This is a genomic window from Chelatococcus sp. KU-N122 (assembly GCF_055391085.1).
This window is the reverse complement of sequence record NZ_AP043981.1, coordinates 8,551,362-8,569,506: the sequence shown is the minus strand read 5'-3', so window position 1 is coordinate 8,569,506 and position 18,145 is coordinate 8,551,362. Positions and strand designations below refer to the sequence as shown.

The 18,145-nt window shown below is 69.5% G+C and carries 17 protein-coding genes and 1 riboswitch; of the genes, 4 read left to right on the top strand and 13 right to left on the bottom strand.

Annotated elements, in window-relative coordinates:
* The first annotated feature begins 81 nt into the window (after nt 1-81).
* From ACZ5PO_RS38555 to ACZ5PO_RS38545, 3 genes are all read left to right on the top strand, one after another.
* Nucleotides 82-750, top strand: a complete 669-nt coding sequence (locus ACZ5PO_RS38555; RefSeq protein ID WP_464188534.1) for a TetR/AcrR family transcriptional regulator — start codon at nt 82-84, stop codon at nt 748-750.
* Between the two features lie 187 nt (nt 751-937).
* Entirely contained in the window at nt 938-2,155 is a 1,218-nt protein-coding gene (locus ACZ5PO_RS38550; RefSeq protein ID WP_464188532.1) for an ABC transporter substrate-binding protein, read from the top strand.
* 260 nt (nt 2,156-2,415) lie between these two features.
* Nucleotides 2,416-3,837 carry an adenylate/guanylate cyclase domain-containing protein gene (locus tag ACZ5PO_RS38545; protein ID WP_464188530.1) on the top strand — a complete coding sequence of 474 codons (1,422 nt, stop codon included), beginning with the start codon at nt 2,416-2,418 and terminating at the stop codon, nt 3,835-3,837.
* On the opposite strand, the gene ACZ5PO_RS38540 is transcribed toward ACZ5PO_RS38545, so the two are convergent.
* The 4 genes from ACZ5PO_RS38540 to ACZ5PO_RS38525 form a co-directional block, all read right to left on the bottom strand.
* Nucleotides 3,809-4,423, bottom strand: a complete 615-nt coding sequence (locus ACZ5PO_RS38540; RefSeq protein ID WP_464188528.1) for a thiamine phosphate synthase — start codon at nt 4,421-4,423, stop codon at nt 3,809-3,811. The two genes, ACZ5PO_RS38545 and ACZ5PO_RS38540, sit on opposite strands and share 29 nt — an antisense overlap.
* Nucleotides 4,407-5,192: a thiazole synthase gene (locus ACZ5PO_RS38535; protein WP_464188526.1), complete on the bottom strand. Its 786-nt coding sequence runs from the start codon at nt 5,190-5,192 to the stop codon at nt 4,407-4,409. Before ACZ5PO_RS38535 ends, ACZ5PO_RS38540 begins: the two co-directional genes overlap by 17 nt.
* A 10-nt stretch (nt 5,193-5,202) precedes the next feature.
* Nucleotides 5,203-5,400: a sulfur carrier protein ThiS gene (thiS, locus tag ACZ5PO_RS38530; protein WP_464188524.1), complete on the bottom strand. Its 198-nt coding sequence runs from the start codon at nt 5,398-5,400 to the stop codon at nt 5,203-5,205.
* The gene (locus tag ACZ5PO_RS38525) at nt 5,397-6,461 is read right to left on the bottom strand and encodes an FAD-dependent oxidoreductase (RefSeq protein ID WP_464188522.1); all 1,065 of its coding nucleotides are present in this window, start codon (nt 6,459-6,461) and stop codon (nt 5,397-5,399) included. The genes thiS and ACZ5PO_RS38525 overlap by 4 nt, the downstream gene beginning before the upstream one ends.
* A riboswitch (TPP riboswitch) is annotated at nt 6,449-6,558 on the bottom strand. Its footprint overlaps the gene before it by 13 nt.
* A gap of 121 nt (nt 6,559-6,679) precedes the next feature.
* On the opposite strand from ACZ5PO_RS38525, the gene ACZ5PO_RS38520 reads away from it, so the two are divergent.
* On the top strand, nt 6,680-6,925 hold the full coding sequence (locus ACZ5PO_RS38520) for a type II toxin-antitoxin system ParD family antitoxin (protein WP_464188520.1): 246 nt from the start codon (nt 6,680-6,682) through the stop codon (nt 6,923-6,925).
* Between the two features lie 93 nt (nt 6,926-7,018).
* On the opposite strand, the gene ACZ5PO_RS38515 is transcribed toward ACZ5PO_RS38520, so the two are convergent.
* The 9 genes from ACZ5PO_RS38515 to ACZ5PO_RS38475 form a co-directional block, all read right to left on the bottom strand.
* Nucleotides 7,019-8,146: a branched-chain amino acid ABC transporter permease gene (locus tag ACZ5PO_RS38515; RefSeq protein ID WP_464197220.1), complete on the bottom strand. Its 1,128-nt coding sequence runs from the start codon at nt 8,144-8,146 to the stop codon at nt 7,019-7,021.
* A complete protein-coding gene (locus ACZ5PO_RS38510; RefSeq protein ID WP_464188518.1) occupies nt 8,104-9,138 on the bottom strand; it encodes a branched-chain amino acid ABC transporter permease in 1,035 nt (344 codons plus the stop codon). Before ACZ5PO_RS38510 ends, ACZ5PO_RS38515 begins: the two co-directional genes overlap by 43 nt.
* Nucleotides 9,135-9,887 (bottom strand): ABC transporter ATP-binding protein, encoded by a 753-nt coding sequence (locus ACZ5PO_RS38505; protein ID WP_464188516.1) that lies wholly within the window; start codon nt 9,885-9,887, stop codon nt 9,135-9,137. Before ACZ5PO_RS38505 ends, ACZ5PO_RS38510 begins: the two co-directional genes overlap by 4 nt.
* Entirely contained in the window at nt 9,880-10,662 is a 783-nt protein-coding gene (locus tag ACZ5PO_RS38500) for an ABC transporter ATP-binding protein (protein WP_464188514.1), read from the bottom strand. The genes ACZ5PO_RS38505 and ACZ5PO_RS38500 overlap by 8 nt, the downstream gene beginning before the upstream one ends.
* Before the next feature lie 10 nt (nt 10,663-10,672).
* Entirely contained in the window at nt 10,673-11,866 is a 1,194-nt protein-coding gene (locus ACZ5PO_RS38495) for a substrate-binding domain-containing protein (protein WP_464188512.1), read from the bottom strand.
* 241 nt (nt 11,867-12,107) lie between these two features.
* Complete coding sequence (locus ACZ5PO_RS38490; RefSeq protein ID WP_464188510.1) at nt 12,108-14,099, bottom strand: OmpA family protein; 1,992 nt, start codon at nt 14,097-14,099, stop codon at nt 12,108-12,110.
* A gap of 217 nt (nt 14,100-14,316) precedes the next feature.
* Nucleotides 14,317-15,549 (bottom strand): ABC transporter permease, encoded by a 1,233-nt coding sequence (locus tag ACZ5PO_RS38485; RefSeq protein ID WP_464188508.1) that lies wholly within the window; start codon nt 15,547-15,549, stop codon nt 14,317-14,319.
* Nucleotides 15,546-16,280 carry an ABC transporter ATP-binding protein gene (locus ACZ5PO_RS38480; protein ID WP_464188506.1) on the bottom strand — a complete coding sequence of 245 codons (735 nt, stop codon included), beginning with the start codon at nt 16,278-16,280 and terminating at the stop codon, nt 15,546-15,548. Before ACZ5PO_RS38480 ends, ACZ5PO_RS38485 begins: the two co-directional genes overlap by 4 nt.
* A gap of 70 nt (nt 16,281-16,350) precedes the next feature.
* The gene (locus tag ACZ5PO_RS38475; RefSeq protein WP_464188504.1) at nt 16,351-18,051 is read right to left on the bottom strand and encodes a hypothetical protein; all 1,701 of its coding nucleotides are present in this window, start codon (nt 18,049-18,051) and stop codon (nt 16,351-16,353) included.
* Between the last annotated feature and the right edge of the window lie 94 nt (nt 18,052-18,145).

Sequence of the window (18,145 nt, the reverse complement as noted above, 5' to 3'; positions counted from 1 at the left end):
CGGCCTATACGCCCGTTGCGAAGCGGCGTCCGGCCGGGTGAGACTGCCCGCGGCCGCGGGACCTGGGATGGGAGGCATGGCATGGCGAAAGCCGCGAAGGCGCGGGTCCAGGCGGAGACCGGCACGGCCGAGGCTCAGCCCACCCGCGAGCGCCTGATCGACGCGGCGACGGCCGAGTTCTCGCGGTCAGGCTACGAGGGCGCCCGGGTCGACGAGATCGCGCGCCGCGCCGGCATCAACAAGCAGCTGGTCTACCATTATTTCGGCAGCAAGGACGGCCTATATACGGCGGTTCTGGAGCGAGCGTACCTGCGCTTTCGCGGCGACGACAAGATGATCCGGGCCGCGACCGAGGAGCCGGACCCGGAGTTGGCGTTGAAGAAGCTGGCGACCTACCTCTATTCGCGTTCGTCGGCCACGAACAGCTTCCAGCGCCTGATCCAGGACCTGAACGTGCCGAGCAACAACCGGCATCTGAAGTCGCTGGTCGGTGTGCGCGAGGCGTATGCGCGCCTGATCGAGGCCGTGGCCGACATCCTGGAGCGGGGCGTGCGGTCAGGCCATTTCCGGCCGGGGATCGATCCCAAGGAGTTCTATATTTCGCTCGCCGGCGTCTATTCGGTCCGCATTTCCAATGCAGCGACCCTGTCGTTCGTTCTGGGCGTCGACCTGACGAGCAAGGCCGGCGCCAGCCGCTCGCACGAGCAGGCGTTCGCGCTGCTGGTCGAAGGCATTCGCGCCAAGCCCTGACGCGCGGCCCGGTCGGCGGGCCCGGCGCGACGATCATGCGCTCTGACCGATAAAGGCGAGCCGGCCGCAGGTGGCGGGCGGCATTGACTCGCCTCGATCCTAATCTTACCAATCGGTCATATAGAATCCGACTGATCGGACATGAGCGATAACGGACCCGCCGCGCGGGCCGCCCCGGGGGAAACAGATGTCTGTCTTGAAGCTGGCGGCGTCGGCCGCCGTCGCCTGCCTGTTCGCCGCATCCGTCCACGCCCAGACGGCCGGCAACGCGCTCTCGGACAATGTCGTCAAGATCGGCGTGCTCAACGACCAGGCCGGTCCGAGCGCCGACGTCACCGGCATCGGCTCGCTACACGCGGCACGGCTGGCGGTCGAGGATTTCGGTCCCACGGTGCGCGGCGCCAGGATCGAGCTGGTGGTCGGTGATCATCAGAACAAAGCCGACATCGGCGCCGGCATCGCGCGCCGCTGGTATGAGACCGAACAGGTCGACATGATCACCGATATCGGCAATTCGGCCGTATCGCTCGCGGTCCAGGCGCTGGCCCGCGAGCAGAAGAAGATCATCATGCACGTGGGCTCGGCGACCGACCGGATCTACGGGGCGGACTGCTCGCCCACCGGCTTCCTGTGGCTCTACGACACCTATGCGATCGCCCGCGCCGTCGCGAAGGCCAACATCGCGCTCGGCGGCGACACCTGGTACATCCTGGCCGCCGACTATGCCTTCGGCCATTCCATGGAAGGCCAGCTGAAGAGCGTCGTCCAGGCCTCCGGCGGCAAGGTGCTCGGCTCCGCCCGTCATCCGCTCTACGCCACCGATTTCTCGTCGTTCGTGCTGCAGGCCCAGACGTCGCAGGCGAAGATCATCGCGCTCGCGAATGCCGGCCCGGATACGATCAACGTCATCAAGCAGGGCGCCGAGTTCGGCCTGATCAAGGGTGGTCAGAAGATCGCCGCGACGACCTTCTACATCACCAATGTTCATGGCCTGGGACTGGAAACCGCGCAGGGACTGCGCGTGGTGACCGGGTTCTATTGGGACCGCAACGACGCCACCCGCGCCTTCACCGAACGGTTCAAGAAGCTCTCCGGCGGCCGCGTGCCGACGCAAGTGCACGCCGGCGTGTACAGCGCCGTGCTGGCCTACCTGCGTGCCATCGACGCGATCGGCACCGACGACGGCCCCAAGGTATCGCAGCAGCTCAAGACGGCGCCCGTCGACGACATGTTCGCCGAAGGAGCCCGGGTCCGCTCGGACGGGCGGCTGATGAACGACCTGTTCCTGGCCGAGGTGAAGGCGCCGAGCGAGAGCAAGGGCCCCTGGGACTACTACAGGATCGAGTTCCGGGTGCCGGCAGCCGAGATCGTCCGTCCGCTCGGCGAGGGCGGGTGCGCGCCGTAGGCGGCCAGAGCGCTCCGCGATCGGGCGGACACAGCCAGCCGCAAGAGAAGCGCTCCAGATTCAAAAGGTTATGAGCATTTCTCGGCCATTGGACGATCCCATCCCATGGCGAAATGCTGTCAAGCGCTTCTTTGCAATCGGCGCAGACGCCCGATTGCAGAGCGCGGGAACGGCAGCCGCCCTCGACGCAAGGTGCGTCCTGTTCATGAGGTGAAGGCAGCGCTCGACAAACGGCGCCACGAGGTGTCACGATCAGCCCCGTGTTCGGACGCATTCCACAGGCGCGGGCCACCACGGCCGGGGCGCGCGCCAAGGTCGTTTTTTGGCTGCCCCGCCCCAGGGGGCGGCTGCGCCGCAGCGTGAGGCGGGCCGAGGTCGACGGGCTCGCCTTCGCCTTCCGGGCGCGGACGGCCGCGATCATCGTCGTGGCGCTGTGGCTCATGATCATCGTGCCATGGCCGCGCGATGCCTATTATGCCGCCATCGCGTTCGCCTTCTTCATCCTCGGCTTCATTCCCTACCGCCTGAGGCGCCACCGGTGGGGGGAGTGGATCAAGCTCGGCTTCATCGTGCTCGACGTGGCGCTGATCACGGCCGCCATCCTCGTTCAGCCGCCGGTCGGGCTCGGCGCCGACTGGCCGGTGCAGACGCGGCTGCGCGGGCAGGAGTTCCTGTACCTGCTGTTGCTGCTCGCCGAGGCGGCGCTCACCTTTTCGCCGCTGCTCGTGCTCTGGACCGGCGCCACCATCGCGGCGATCTGGTCGGTCGGGTTCCGGATCCTTTACGAGCTGCCGACCACGGCGCGCTATGTCGATGCGGCGGCGGACGGCCCGGTGGCCACCGCCGATGCGCTCCGGCTGTTCTTCGACCCGACCTTCGTCGGCTTGACGCAGTGGTGGACGCAACTCATCGCCACGGGCCTGTTCACCGCAATCCTGGCGGTCGCCGTGTGGCGCAGCCGGCTGCTGCTGCTGGCGCAGGTGGAGGCGGAGGTCGTGCGGGCCGACCTCGCACGGTACGTGTCGCCGGACGTGGCTGACGCGCTCGCCGCGCAAGCCTCACACGGCTTCGGGGAGCCGGCCACGCGCACCGTCGCGGTGCTCTTCGCCGATATCGTCGGCTTCACCACGCTGACGGAGCGCTTTTCGCCGGAGCAGACCTTCGCGCTCCTGCGGTCGTTCCAGGAGCGCTGCTGTCGGGTCGTGTTCGCCCACGACGGCACGCTCGACAAGTATCTCGGGGACGGCTTCATGGCGACCTTCGGCGGTCTGGACGAGCGCCCGGAGGCCGCCGCCAGCGCGCTCGCCTGTGCCTTTGCGTTGCGCGAGGAAGTCGCGCGGTGGAGCGAGAAACGCGTGGCCCGCGGCGCCGATCCGGTCGTGATCTCGGTGGGCGTGCATTGCGGGCGGGTGATGATCGGCAACCTGGGCGCTGATCGCCGCATCGAGTTCACCGTCGTCGGCGACGTCGTCAACGTCGCCAGCCGGCTCGAGGAGGCGACGCGGGATCTCGGTGCCGCCGTTGCCGCGTCCGATGCCTGCGTTCAAGCAGCAGCGGACGGTTGGGCGGACCGCTTCGACGAGGTCGTCGACTGGCAGCCGCGGGGACGGCAGCAACCGATTCGCGCCTATATTGCCCGTCGCGGCCCGGCGCTCAGCCCGGCACCTCGTCTACAAAGCTGAGCCAATCCCGCACCCGCCGGTCCGGATCGGAGTTCTGCGTCACGTCGCTGACGACGGCGATCGAATCGGCGCCGGCGGCGAAGACGCCTGGCGCACGCTCCAGCGTGATGCCGCCGATGGCCACGAGCGGGACGGAGCCCACCCGCCGCTTCCATTGGCCGATCCGATCCAGGCCCTGCGGGGCGAAGCGCATGGCCTTGAGCGTGGTCGGGTAGATCGGCCCCAGCGCCACATAGTCGGGATCGACCGCGAGCGCTGTCTCCAGCTCCGCCTCGTCGTGGGTGGAGAGGCCGAGCGTCAGGCCCGCCTTGCGGATGGCGGCGACGTCGGCGACCGCCAGGTCCTCCTGGCCCAGATGTACGTGCCGGGCGCCGGCATCGATCGCCGCCTGCCAGTAGTCGTTGACGATGAGCTCGGTCGGCGTGCCGGCCGTCGCCGCCAGAGCCGCCTTGACCAGGGCGACGGCCTCGGTGGGACCGAGATCCTTGGTCCTGAGCTGCGCCGTGCGCACGCCGGCGCGCGCCAGGCGCTCGACCCAGGCCACGGTGTCGACGATGGGGTAGAAGCGATCAGGATGTTGCGGCATGCCAGAACGGGGTGCCCACGACGGGGGTGGAGGGGGAGGCGAAGTCGCGCGGCGCCATCAGCCCCGCTTCGTAGGCGGTGCGCCCGGCCTCGATGGCGAGCCGGAAGGCGCCGGCCATGGCGACCGGGTCGCCCGCCTTGGCGATGGCCGTGTTGAGCAGGACGGCGTCGTAGCCCAGCTCCATCGCCTGGGCGGCGTGCGAAGGGGCGCCGATGCCGGCGTCGATCACCATCGGCACCTCGGGAAAGCGGGCGCGCAGCAGCGCCAGCGGCGCCGGATTGACGATGCCCTTGGCGCTGCCGATCGGCGCGGCCCAGGGCATCACCACCTCGCAGCCGGCGTCGATCAGCCGGCTCGCGACCGTCAGGTCCTCGGTGCAATAGGGGAAGACGTTGAAGCCCTCCCGCGTCAGGATCGCCGCCGCTTCCACCAGGCCGACCACGTCGGGCTGCAGCGTCTCGTCGTCGCCGACCACCTCCAGCTTGATCCAGGGCGTGTCGAACAGCTCGCGCGCCAGCTCGGCCGTCGTCACCGCTTCGCGCACGGTGCGGCAGCCGGCGGTGTTCGGCAGGATCCGGGCGCCGGTGTCGCGGATCAGCGACCAGAAGGCATCGCCCGCCTTGCCGCCGCCGGCCTCCCGCCGCAACGACACGGTCACGATCGCTGCGCCGGATGCCTCGACCGCCTGCTGCATGACGGCGGGGGAGGGATAGAGCGCCGTGCCGATGAGCAGGCGCGAGGCGATCTCCTGGCCGTAGAACGTGAGCATCGTGTTTTTCCTAGCCGCCCTGCCGCGGCGAGACGATCTCGACGGCGTCGCCGTCCTTGAGCACCGGCTCGTCCCAGCGACGCCGCGGCAGCACGTTGTAGTTGATGGCGACCGCGACGAACTCGGTCTCGTACTCGAGCTCGCCGAGCAGGCTGCGCACCGTGGCGGAGCGCGCCTCGCGCCGCTCGCCGTTGACCGTCAGCATCATGACACCACCTCTCCGGGCGCGCGTGCCCGCGCATCTGCGCCGCCATGGATCACCTCGGGGTCGCGCCGTCCGTCGACAACAAAGGCCGTGGTGAGCTCCGCCAGCGCCGGCGCCAGCAGGAAGCCGTGCCGGTAGAGGCCGTTGACGCGGACGATGCGGCCATCGACCGTCACCCGCGGCGCATGGTCGGGGAAGGCGGGGCGCAAGCCGGCACCGATCTCGACGATGCGCGCCTCGCCGAAGGCCGGGTGCAGCGCATAGGCGGCGGTCATCAGCTCGAGCGCGGAGCGGACGCTGACGCGGTCGTCGTCGCTTTCGATCGAGGTCGCGCCGATGAGGAAGCGGCCCTCCTCGCGCGGGATGACGTAGAGCGGCCAGCGCGGGTGCAGCAGCCGCACCGGGCGCGTCAGCGCCACCTCCCGCGTCTCCACGATGACGACCTCGCCCTTGACGCCACGCAGATGGGGCAGGGCGTCGTGCGCTGCGAGCCCCCGGCAGTCGATGACGGTGCCGGGGAGGTCGTCGGGCGCGACCTCCTCCCCGAAGCGCAGGGTGACGCCGAGCTCGGCCAGCCGCTGGTAGAGCAGGGGCAGCACGCGCCGCGGCTCCACGTGGCCCTCGGCGCCGTAGAACAGCCCCTCGCGGAAGCGGCCCTCGAGCGCGGGCTCCAGTGCCGCGACGCCGGCGGCGTCAAGCCGGGCGTGGCCGGGCGTCAGGCGGGCGAAACGCTCGAAGTCCGCCCGGTCACGAGCGTGCGCGACCACGAGCGAGCCTTCGAAAGTCGTGGCCGGCAGCGCCTCGCGCCACAGCGCGAGCGAGCGGTGGCCGAGGCGCGAGACGAGCGGTTCGGAGACCTCCGCCTCGCAGTCCGGCGCCAGCATGCCGCCCGCCCAATAGCTGGTGGCGCCGAGCAGGTTGCCGCCGTGCCGCTCGTACAGGGTGACGGTGCAGCCGGCCTCGGCGAGCTTCAGCGCCTGCCATGTGCCGGCGACTCCAGCACCGACGACGCTGACCGCAAGCCGGCGTGAAACTGTGTCTGAATGGGTTTCGGATGGCGCCATCCCGTCCCTCCGCCGATACGAATCGGATCAGGTTCAAAGGATTCGGCATCGTCTGCCGTCTCAGCCCTCGCCGGTGAGGGCACTCCTCGGATGCCAACTACATAAGCCGGCGCAGGGGGCGACGCAACCTGGCTGGCTCCAAGGGGCCGGCGGCGCTGGGTCCGTTCATGCTGTACCAAAAAAATGCTAGATTTAGGTATCGCAGGGCGGAGGTTGCCATGGGTCGGAACACGTCAGTTGCGCTGGGAGATCACTTCATCAACTTCATCGACCAGCAAGTGAGGACGGGGCGCTACGGCTCTGCGAGCGATGTTGTCAGGGCCGGATTGCGCCTGCTTGAGGAGCACGAGGCGAAGGTCAAGGCCATGCAGGATGCCTTGATCGCGGGCGAAGAATCCGGGGAGCCCACACCGCTCGACGAACAAGCGTTCCTTGAGCGCATGCGACGCAAACATGCGCGATAGGGTCGGACAGAGACGCGCATATCGACGTCATCCGCATCTTGCATCAGCAGATGGATGTGAAGCGACCTCTCTGAGGGGCTGCTAGCCCATCGACTACCGTCCGCGCAGGCGCCCGACGATGCCCGTCGGGAAGAAGTAGACGCTGAGGATGAACAGCACGCCGAGCCAGAGCAGCCAGCGGTCCGGATGGAACAGCTGCGGCAGGATCGGCAGCCCGGCGGTGGCGGCGCTGAGCAGGCCCATCAGCGATTGCAGGTAGCTCTCCGCCAGCAGGAACAGGGTGGCGCCGATCACCGCGCCATAGAGCGTGCCCATGCCGCCGATGACCACGATCAGCAGGATGTCGAGCATGATATCGAAGCTGAGCGTGGTGCCGGGGCCGGTGTAGCGCAGCCACAGCGCGCACAGCACGCCGGCGAGCGTCGCCATGGCGGCGGCGATGCAATTGATGACGACCCGGTAGATCACCGTGCGATAGCCGATCGCCTCGGCCCGGAAGTCGTTCTCGCGGATCGCCTGCAGCACACTGCCGAAGGGCGAGTGGACGATGCGCAGCATGGCCAGGAACAGCAGCACCATGCTGGCGTAGACCAAATAGTAGGCGGCGATGCGGCCATTGATCTGAACGCCGAACAGGGTGCCGTCCATGAACCTGGTGCCGGGGCGCAGCAGCTCGGGCACGCGGAAGGTGCGGCCGTCCTCGCCGCCCGTGAGCCAGCCCAGCTGGGAGGCCAGGATGGCGAAGGCGCTCGCCACGGCGAGCGTGATCATGGCGAAGAAGATGGCGCGCACGCGCAGCGAGAACAGCCCGATCGCCAGCGCCAGCAGCACCGAGACGACGAGCGCCGCAAGCGTGCCGATGGCGAGCGACGACCAGTCCGGCGCCAGCGAATAGAGGCCGATGGCGGCGCCGTAGCCGCCGATGCCGAAGAACATCGTGTGCGCGAACGAGACGATGCCGGTGTAGCCGAGCAGCAGGTCGAAGCTCGCGGCCAGCACGATGAAGTAGCAGATCTTGGCGGCGACGTTCAGCGATTGCGAGCCGGGGAAGATGAAGGGGGCCAGCGCCAGGCCGACGAAGATGACGGCCAGCACGGCGGTGAGCAGGCGGCTCCGCAGCGTCGACGGTCGCGGCGCGGCGGTGGCCCCGATCGGGGCTGTGGTGGGAGGTGCGGCGGTCATGCGCGCTTCGCCACCGGAAAGAGGCCCTGCGAGCGCCAGAGCAGGATCGCCACCATGAGGATGATGTTGGAGCCGAGCGCCAGCTTGGGGGCGAGGAAGCTGGTGTAGTTGGCCGTGAGCGCCACGAGCAGGGCGCCGATGAAGCAGCCGCCGACCGAGCCGAGGCCGCCGATGATGACGACGATGAAGATCATCACCATCACCTCTAGGCCCATGCCCGGGGTCAGCGTCTCGCGGTAGAAGCCCCACATCACGCCGCCGAGACCGGCGAGCATCGAGCCGGCGACGAAGACGCCGACGAACAGGCGGCGGATACGGTAACCCAGCGCCTCGACCATCTCGCGGTTCTCCACGCCGGCACGGATCAGCAGGCCGAGCTTGGTCCTGGTCAGGACGAGCTGCATGGCCACGAAGATGATGAGGCCGAGGGCGACGGCGGTGAGCCGGTATTTCTCGACGGCGACGTCGCCGAAGAAGAAGGCGCCGCGCAGCGCCTGGGGCACCGCGAGCGGGATCTGCACCGGGCCCCACAGCACGATGACCAGCTGCTGGATCACGATCAGCCCGCCCATGGTGACCAGGATCTGCTTCAGGTGCTGGCCGTAGACCGGCATGACGATGACGCGCTCGAAGGCGTAGCCGACGACCCCGGTGACGGCCATGGCGACGAGGATGGTGGCGGCGAGGGCGGCGGCGTTGACGGCGAGCTGATCGGAGGCGAGCCAGCCGGCCAGCGGCACCGCCGCGATGAGGCCGGCGTAGGCGCCGACGGTGATGAAGGCGCCGTGGCCGAAGTTGAGCACGTCCATCAGCCCGAATACCAGCGTGAGCCCGGACGCCATGATGAAGATCATCATGCCCATGGCGAGGCCGGCGATGGTCAGCGTCGTCCAGGTGGAGGGTGAGCCGACCAGCGGCAGGGCGGCCAGGGCCAGGACCGGGACCAGCGCGAGGGGCGCCCAATCGATCTTGCGGCCGGGCAGCGCCGCAGGGGCGGGTGGCACGGTGTCGTTGGCTTTGGCGACGCTCATTGATGCATGTCCAGGCTGAGGCCGAGCAGCCGCTGCTGCAGGTCCCGGTCTTCGGCGAGCTCGGCCATGGCGCCCGCGTGGACGATGCGCCCATCCTCCATCACCGCGACGCTGTCGCCCAGCGCCTTGGCGACCATGAAGTTCTGCTCGACCAGCAGGATGGTCGTGTCGGTCGCCTTCAGCTCCCGGAACGCCGTGACCATGTTGGCGATGATCGACGGCGCCAGCCCCTTGGTCGGCTCGTCGACGAGAATGAGCTGGCGCGGCTCGATGATGGCGCGGGCAATGGACAGCATCTGCTTCTGGCCGCCCGACAGCGTGCCGGCCGGCAGCAGCCAGAAGCGCTCCAGCGCCGGGAACAGGCCGAAGATCCAGCGCAGGCGGCCGGTATCCATGGCGCCTTCACGGGCTGCCAGGATGAGGTTCTCGCGCACCGTCAGATCGCCGAAGATGCCCATGGTCTCAGGCACATAGGCGATGCCGGCGCGAGCGATGTCGGACGTCGGCAGGGCGGCGATCGGGCGGCCGTCGAAGTCGATGCGACCGGCCGACGCCCGCCACAGGCCCATGACGGTGCGCAGCGTCGTGGTCTTGCCGGCGCCGTTGCGGCCGAGCAGCATGGTCAGCCCACCGCGCGGCACCGCGAGGTCGACGCCGTGCAGGATGTGGTACGGGCCGATGTGGGTGTGGACGCCGTCGAGCCCGAGCAGGGGGGCGGCGCCGGCCGATCCGGGCGCAGCCTCAGGCATGCTCGATCGTCCCGCCGAGATAGGCCTCCTGCACGATCGGCGAGGCGATCACCTCCGCCGGCTCGCCGTCGGCGACCAGGCTGCCGTTGTGCAGCACGATGATGCGGTCGGCGAGCTGGCGCACCACGTCCATCTTGTGCTCGACCAGCAGCACGGTCTTGTCGGTGGCCTCCTTGATGCGCCGGATCAGGTTGAGGATGGTCGGCACCTCGTCGACGCTCATGCCGGCGGTCGGCTCGTCGAACATGAAGACGTCCGGCTCCAGCGCGGCGAGCATGGCCACCTCGAGCTTGCGCTGATCGCCGTGCGGAAGCGCGCCGGCGATGTCGTTGCGGCGCTCGGCCAGGGACATGCGGGCGAGGATGGCCTCGGCCTCCTCGCCGAGCTCCGTGCGGCTCGCCGCGCGGGTGAACAGATCCATGCCGGCGCCTCTGCGGCTCTGCACCACGAGGCGGACGTTCTCGCGCACGGTCAGGCCCGGAAACAGGTTGGTGAGCTGGAAGGCGCGGCCGAGGCCGCGCCGCGTGCGGGCCGCCGCGGTCAGGCCGGTCACGTCCTCGCCTGCCACCAGCACCTGGCCCGCGCTGGGCCTGAGCTGGCCGGAGATCAGGTTGAAGTAGGTGGTCTTGCCGGCCCCGTTCGGCCCGACGATGGCGGTGAGCGTGCCCGGGTGGAAGGCGCAGCTCACCGCATCGACGGCCACGTGGCCGCCGAACCGGATGGTGAGATCGCGGGTCTCGAGCGCGGGCCGCGCGAGGGAAGAGACGGACGCCACGCGCGTGCGGTCAGCGCTTGTTGCGGATCGGCACCGGCAGATCGGCGGCCGGGATCTCGCGCACCAGGTCGAGCAGGTCCCATTCCGACTTGCCGTCCGCCTTCACACGGAAGGCGTACATCGCCTGCATGGCCTGATGGTCCTCCTTGCGGAAGGTCATCTTGCCCTTGGGCGTATCGAACTCCATGCCTTCCATGGCTGCGATCAGCTTCTCGGTGTCGGTCGAGCCGGCCTTCTTGACCGCCTCGACGACGGCTGCCGCCGCCGCCATGCCGCCGGCGGTGAAGAAGTCGGGCGGCATGTTGAAGCGCTTGGTGTGCTCGGCCACCAGCCAGTCGTTCATGGGGTTCTTGGGGAAGCCCCAGTAGTAGTAGACGGCGCCTTCGATGCCCGGGAAGGGCTTGTAGGTCTTCATGACCGGCAGGATGTTGCCGCCGGGCGCGACCTCGATCTTGAAGCGATCGGGCTTGAGATCCATGATCTTGGTGAACGGGCTCGGCCCCGCCCAGATGATGACCAGGAACCGGCGGCCGGGCTTGTCCTTCAGCGCCTCGAAGATGCGCTCGGCAGAGGCGGTGAAGTCGGTGGCATTCTGCGGCGCATACTCCTCGAAAACGACCTTGCCCTTGCTCTTGGTGGCTTCCAGCGCCGCTTTGACGGCGGCGACGCCGTCGCGGCCGAAGGCATAGTCCTGGGCCAGCGTGGCGATCGAGGCTTCACCGTCGCCGAGCGCCACGGCCGCGGCCAGCGCATCCTGGCTGGAGTTGCGGGCGGTGCGGAAGATATAGCGGTTCCACTTGTCGCCGGTGATGGCGTCGGCGACGGCGGGCTCGACGATCAGCACCTTCTTGGCATCCTCCGCCACCGGCAGCATGGCAAGGGCTGCACCGGACGACGTGGTGCCGACGGCGAGATCGACATTGTCGTCCATATAGGCCTGCTCGAGCATCGACTTGGCGAGGTCGGGCTTGCCCTGGTCATCCTTGGAGATGACGACGATCTTGCGGCCGTTCACCGTCATGGTGCCGCCGGTCAGATATTCGAGGCCGAGGTTGAAGCCGGTCTCGGTCTGCTTGGCGTAGGCTTCCAGCGGGCCGGTCTTGCTGGAGATCAGCGCGACCTTGAGGTCCTCGGCGGCGGCCGGCGCCTGCGTCCAGAGCCCCGCTGCGGCAAGAATGAGACCGAAGGTCGCCAAAGGCTTCATGTGTTTCCCCCCGATGCGAGCCATTCGTACGGGCCGCGAGCAAAGTGTGTAGCGGTACTTTTGACCGACCGGCGCCGCAATTGGCATGGGCATTTAGTCGAATGTCCGCATTAAAGAGCGAGAGCGGGCAGCTTCGAGGTCATCGAAGCTGCCCGCTCTCATCGGGTGATGCCATCCCGCAGGGACGCGCGAGGCGCCGACGAGGCGGACAGCCGGGGCCGTCCGCCATCGCCACCCGGCGTCAGCGCGAGAGGATGACGTAGTCGATGCGCCGGTTCTGGGCGCGTCCCTCGGCGGTGTCGTTGCTGGCCACCGGCTTGGTGTCGCCGAAGCCCTTGGCGGTGAACGAGTCCTTGTTCACGCCGTCCTTGACCAGGAGATCGAGCACGGCCTTGGCGCGATCCAGCGACAGCGGCTCGTTGATGGCTGCCGTGCCCTGGTTGTCCGTGTGGCCCTGGATCTCGACGCGCATGGTGCCGGGCAGCTTCTTGAAGAACTCGGCCGCCTTGGCGAGGACGCGCCTGTCGTCGGCCGGCACGTCGGCGCTGTTGGTCGCGAATTCGATCGTCATCAGCGACAAGGTCTTGGTCAGGTCGTCGATGTTGAGGTTGTCGGGCGACATGCTGTCGAGCGCGGCCATGACGGTGTTGCTGTCGAGCGAGGCGCCAGGCCCGGTCGGCGCGGGCTTCGCAGCCGTTCCTCCCGCAGCCGCGGTGGCGGCGGCGGGCGTCGCCTTCGAGCCGTCGGGCAGCGTGATCGACAGGCCGCCGAGCAGGCTGCCCAGGCCAGCCATCAGCTTGGAGGCGTCGAAGCCCTGCGGCAGCGAGCCGAGCTTGAGGTCCGGCCCGTTCAGGTTCAGCGCGAAATTGCCTTTGCCGCCGCTGTTCTTGAACAGATCCATCATCTTGCCGAACCAGGTGAACCAGGGCGCCCAGCCCACCTTGGGATCGACAGTGATGGTGCCGCTCACGTTGTCCTTGCCGAACGCGGTGTTCAGCGCGCCCATCAGGGCGGCACGGGTGCCGCTGTTCGACACGGTGCCGGAGACGGTGACCTTGCCGTTCTCATCGCGGCTCAGGTTCAGTGTCGGCGGCGGCTCGGGCTGCGGCGCGGTCGCGGTGGCTGCGGCCGGGCTCGACGTCGGAGCCGCCGCGGGAGCGGCGCTTCCGGTAGGGGCCGGCGCGGCCTTGCTGCCGTCGGGCAGCGTGATCGCCAGGCCGCCCAGCAGCCCGCCGAGGCCGGCCATCAGCTTGGACCCGTCCAAGCCCTGCGGAAGCGAGCCGAGCTTCAGGTCGGGCCCGTTTAGGTTGAAGGCGAAGTTGCCTTTGCCGTTGCTCTTGAACAGGTCGAACAGCTTGCCGAGCCAGGTGAGCCAGGGCGCCGGGCCGACCTTCGGGTCGACGTTGAGGTTGCCGCTCACGTTGTCCTTGCCGAAGGCCGTCTCGAGCGCGGCGAGGATGCCCGTGCGCGTGCCGGCGTCGGCCACGGTGCCGGCGTAGGTGACCTTGCCGTTTTCGTCGCGGCGCAGGTCGAGCGTCGGCAGCGTCGAAGCCGCGGTGGCGCCGGCCGCCGGGGCCCCGGCGCCTGCCGTCGTGGTCGCGGCGCCGGCCGCGGGCGTTCCCGACGCGGCGGTCCCTGTCGCCGGCGCGCCGGCCGTCGCCGGGGCGGCCGGCTTGGCGCCGCTGTCGGTGCTCGGCGGCGTCGACGGGGCCTGGGCGATGTTGCCGGGCTTGCTGAGATTGTAGGCCAGCCACCACAGGGCGGCGATGATGGCGGCGAGGATGATGCCGCGCAGCGCCCAGCTGCCCACCGCTTCGCGCGTGCTCAGGCGGGCGCCGCCGGCGAGTGCCGGCGCGAGCGCCAGGACCGAGGCCGGCAGCGCGGCCGGCAGCGTGCCGCCCGGGGACAGCTGGCCGATCAGGCGCGGGATGGTCTCGCCAATGGCAGCCGCGGTACGGTCCGCCGGCAGGTGCAGCCGGCCGGCGATCGCCTCGACGACCGAGGTGCCGAACAGGCGCCGGCTCTGCTCGCCGGTGATGGGCGGGGCGTCGGCGCGACCGAGCCACTCGGAGGCGGAGCCGATGATGCCGAGCGTGCGGGCGCGGTCGAGCAGGCCCCGCGCGCCGTCGACTTGGGAGGTCAGCAGGCGGATCGCTTCACCGATCAGCTTCTTCGATTGATCCGGCGTGAGCCCGATCGTGTGCGCAAGTGTGTCGACAATCCTCTCGAACATCCGTCGCTCCCCCTTCACACGTCGGCTCATGAAGCCAGCGTTCCACATGGCACGACACTGTGACAGAGCTATTGCCGAGGCAAGCCCATGCCGGACATTTGGCCTAAAACGCTTCTTTTCTGATCGGATGGCACTAGCCGATCAGAAAGAAGCGGCCCAGATTCAAGGACCTGGAGCCTTTCCCGAGCAGCTGAGTCCCATCTGATCGGGAGAGGCTCTAGTCGCGCCGCAGGGCCTCGATGGGGTCGAGACGGGCGGCTCGGCGGGCGGGGTAGAAGCCGAAAAAGATGCCGACAAGGCCGGAAAAGGCGACGGCGATGACGATGGCCTCCGGCGAGATGCGCGTCGGCCAGCCGAAGGCGAAGGCGACGCCCGCGGCCGCGACGATGCCGAGCACGACGCCGGCAGCGCCGCCGATCGTCGCGAGCGTGGTCGCCTCGATGAGGAATTGCCAGAGGATGTCGCGCGGCCGGGCCCCGACCGCCAGCCTCAGTCCGATTTCCCGGGTCCGCTCCGTTACCGACACGAGCATGATGTTCATGATGCCGATGCCGCCGACGAGCAGGGATACGCCCGCGACGGCGGCGAGCAGCAGCGACAGCGTGCCGGCGCTGGCCGACGCCGCCTCGGCGATCTCGGTCAGGTTGCGGACCGTGAAATCATCGTCGGCGTCGGCGGCGAGGCGATGACGCTGCCGCAGCAGCTGGGTGATCTGCTCGATGGCCGGGTTGATGTCGTCGCCGTTCTCGAACTTCACGAAGATCGAGCTGACCGACCTCGACTTCGCCAGGTTGCGGCCGATGACGCGGGTGCGGCCGGCGTCCAGGGGCACGAAGATGACGTCGTCCTGATCCTGGCCGAAGCTCGACTGCCCCTTGCTGGCCATAATGCCGACGACGCGGAAGGGCACGTTCTTGACGCGGATGGTCTCGCCGATCGGGCTGATGTCTCCGAACAGGTTCCGGGCGACGGTGGTGCCGACCAGCGCGACGATGTCGCCGCGGCGGATCTCCTCGGGCTCGAAGCCGCGTCCCTCGGCCACCTCCCATTCGCGTGCGGCGAAATAGCCGTCGTCGACGGCGTAGAGCGGTGCCCCCCAATTGTTGCCGGCGTAGACCATCTGGGCGTTGCTGCGCACGAACGGCGCCGCCGCCACCACGCCGTCGATTTCGCGGATGATCGCCTGCGCATCCTCGTCGGTGAGCGTCGAGGAGGCGCCGGCGCCCATGCGCACGCCGCCGGTGGTCACGTTGCCCGGCGTGATGATGGCGAGGTTGCCGCCCAGGCTCTTGATCTGGCTGGTGACGACGTCGCGCGCGCCGGAGCCGATGGCCACCATGGCGATCACGGCCATGACGCCGATGACGATGCCGAGCATGGTGAGCGCGCTGCGCAGGGAATTGGCCACGATCGCGGCCAGCGCCGCGCGGACCGCCTCGGCGATGCTCATGCCGCGGCCTCGCCCGGCCCGCCGTCCTGGCGCTCGAGGGCTGCGGCCGCGTCGAGGGCGGCCTGCCGCACGTCGTCGATCACGTGGCCGTCCTTGAAGCGGACGACACGCCGGGCATGCCGCGCCACCTCCGGATCGTGGGTCACGACGATCATCGTCACGCCTTCGCGGTTCAGCTCCTGGAACAGCGCCAGGATCTCGATCGCCGTGCGGCTGTCGAGGGCGCCGGTGGGCTCGTCGGCCATGAGCAACTGCGGGCTGTTGACGATGGCCCGCGCGATGGCGACGCGCTGCTGCTGGCCGCCGGACAGCTGGCTGGGCCGGTGGTGCCAGCGCTCGGCCAGGCCGACGCGGCCGAGCGCGGCCATGGCCCGCTCGTGCCGGTGTTTGCGCTCGATCCCCGCGTAGACCATCGGCAGCTCGACGTTGGCCAGGGCGGTCAGCCGCGGCAGCAGGTTGAACTGCTGGAAGACGAAGCCGATCTTGCGGTTGCGCAAGGCGGCGAGCCCATCGGCGTCCAGCGTCTCGACCGCGACGCCGTCGAGGCGATAGTGGCCCTCGCTCGGCCGGTCGAGGCAGCCGATCAGGTTCATGAACGTCGACTTGCCCGAGCCCGACGGGCCCATGACGGCCACGAAGTCGCCCTCGGCGACGGCAAGCGAGATGTGGTCGAGGGCCACCACCCGGGTGTCGCCCAGCTGATAGCCGCGCGTGAGCCCGTCCACCTCCACGACGGGCCGGCTCGGGGCGCCCGCAGCCGGGGCCGCAGCGGAGGGGGGCGGTCCTGTGGGGGCGCGACCATCAGAACAGCCGGGGGCCGCGCGGGCCGCCCATCGGCGTAGGCCTGGCCGGTGGGCTGACCGCCAGCCGGGCGCCGCCGCCGATGATGACGCTGTCGCCGTCCTTGAGGTCGCCCCGGAGCACTTCGGTGAAGCTGCCGTCGGCGATGCCGAGGCGCACGCTGACCGGCTTGGGCTCGCCGCCCGCCGGGTCGAGGATCCACACCCGGCCGGTGGCGCCGTGGCCCTGGGCGCGCGCCGCCTGGGCTCGCTGCACCATGGCCTCGAAGGCCTTGCGCCGCTCGGGGTCGAGCGAGGTCGAAATGCGCTGGACCATGGTCTGGCGCAGCGCCTGGAAGGCGGCCCGCCGCTCCTCCTGCGTCAGCGCCGGATCGCGGACCGTCGGTGACGTCCGCACCTCGGCGATGGCCTCGTCCACGGCCTGCACCTGGGTCGGCGTCGGCTTGAGCTCGGTGACGATCTCCTCTCTGATCTGAGCCAGCACGCGGCCGCCCGAGCGCTCGCCCGCAGGCGCCGCGGCAGGCGCGGGCGGCGCGCCTGCCGCCGGACCGGCCGCGCCGGGCGGCCGGAAGCGCAGCGCCGCGTTGGGGATGCGCAGCACGTTCTGGCGCTCGTCGGCGATGATCTGCAGGTTCGCCGTCATGCCGGGCAGCAGCGTCAGGTCGCTGTTGGCGACGCGCACGACGGTCGTATAGGTCACCACGTTGGAGATGGTCTGGGCCGCGAGCCTGATCTGGCGCACCAGCCCCTCGTAAGTCCGGTTGGGATAGGCGTTGACCGTGAACTTGACGAGCTGCCCCTCCCTGACCCGGCCGACGTCGCTTTCGTCGACGTTGGCCCAGATGTCGATGTCGTGCAGGTCCTGGGCGATGGTGAAGAGCGTCGGCGTGCTCAACGATGCGGCGACGGTTTGGCCGAGGTCGACCTGGCGCTGCACGACGACGCCGTTGACCGGCGAGCGGATCTCGGTGTGGTCGAGGTCGATCTCGGCGACCTGCAGCTGCGCTTCGCCGGCCGTGATCTGAGCCTTCATCGACTCGACCTGGCCGCGCGCCAGGACGATGTCCGCATCGAGGCCGGAGAGGTCGGCGGTGGCGGCGGCGATCTGTGCGGCGACGGAGGCGACCGTCGCGCTCTGGACGGCGAGCTGGGTCCGCGCGGTGTCGTAGGCCTGCTCGGCGCCCGTGCCGCGTTCGAACAGGCTCCTCTGCCGATCGTGGGTGCGGCCGGCGTCGGCCGCCTGGGCGGCGGCCCGGTCACGCTGGGCGGCCAGGTCCTTCAGCGTCGCATCGGCCTTCACGCGCGCGGCCTTGGCCTTGTCGAGCTGCGCATGGCGCTGGTCGAGCTGAGCCCTGAGATCGCTGAGGTTCGCCGCGGCGGCGTCGCGGCGGGCGCGGACCTGTTCCGAGAACAGGCGCGCCACCACCTGGCCTTGCTTCACCGTCGAATTGTAGTCGGCAAGGATCTCGACGATCTGCCCCGAGAGCTGCGAGCCCACGAGGACGTTGGTCAGCGGGTTGAGCGTGCCCGTGGCGCGGACGCTTGCGACGATGTCGCCGCGGTCGACCGGGCCGACGCGGTAGGCGGCATCGACGTCGCCGCCGCGGCCCAACACCGCCCACAGGCCGCCGCCCGCGGCGGCCAGCAGGGCTGCGGCAGCGAGGCTCACCAGCCAGCGCTTCGGTCTCTTCTGTTCCGGCACCGGTTCCGTTCCCCTCGCGACGCCATCGCCTGCGTTCGGCAGGTCATTCGGCGCAGCCGCATGCCCTGGAAGATGGTCGAGAGTGCGGGCAAAC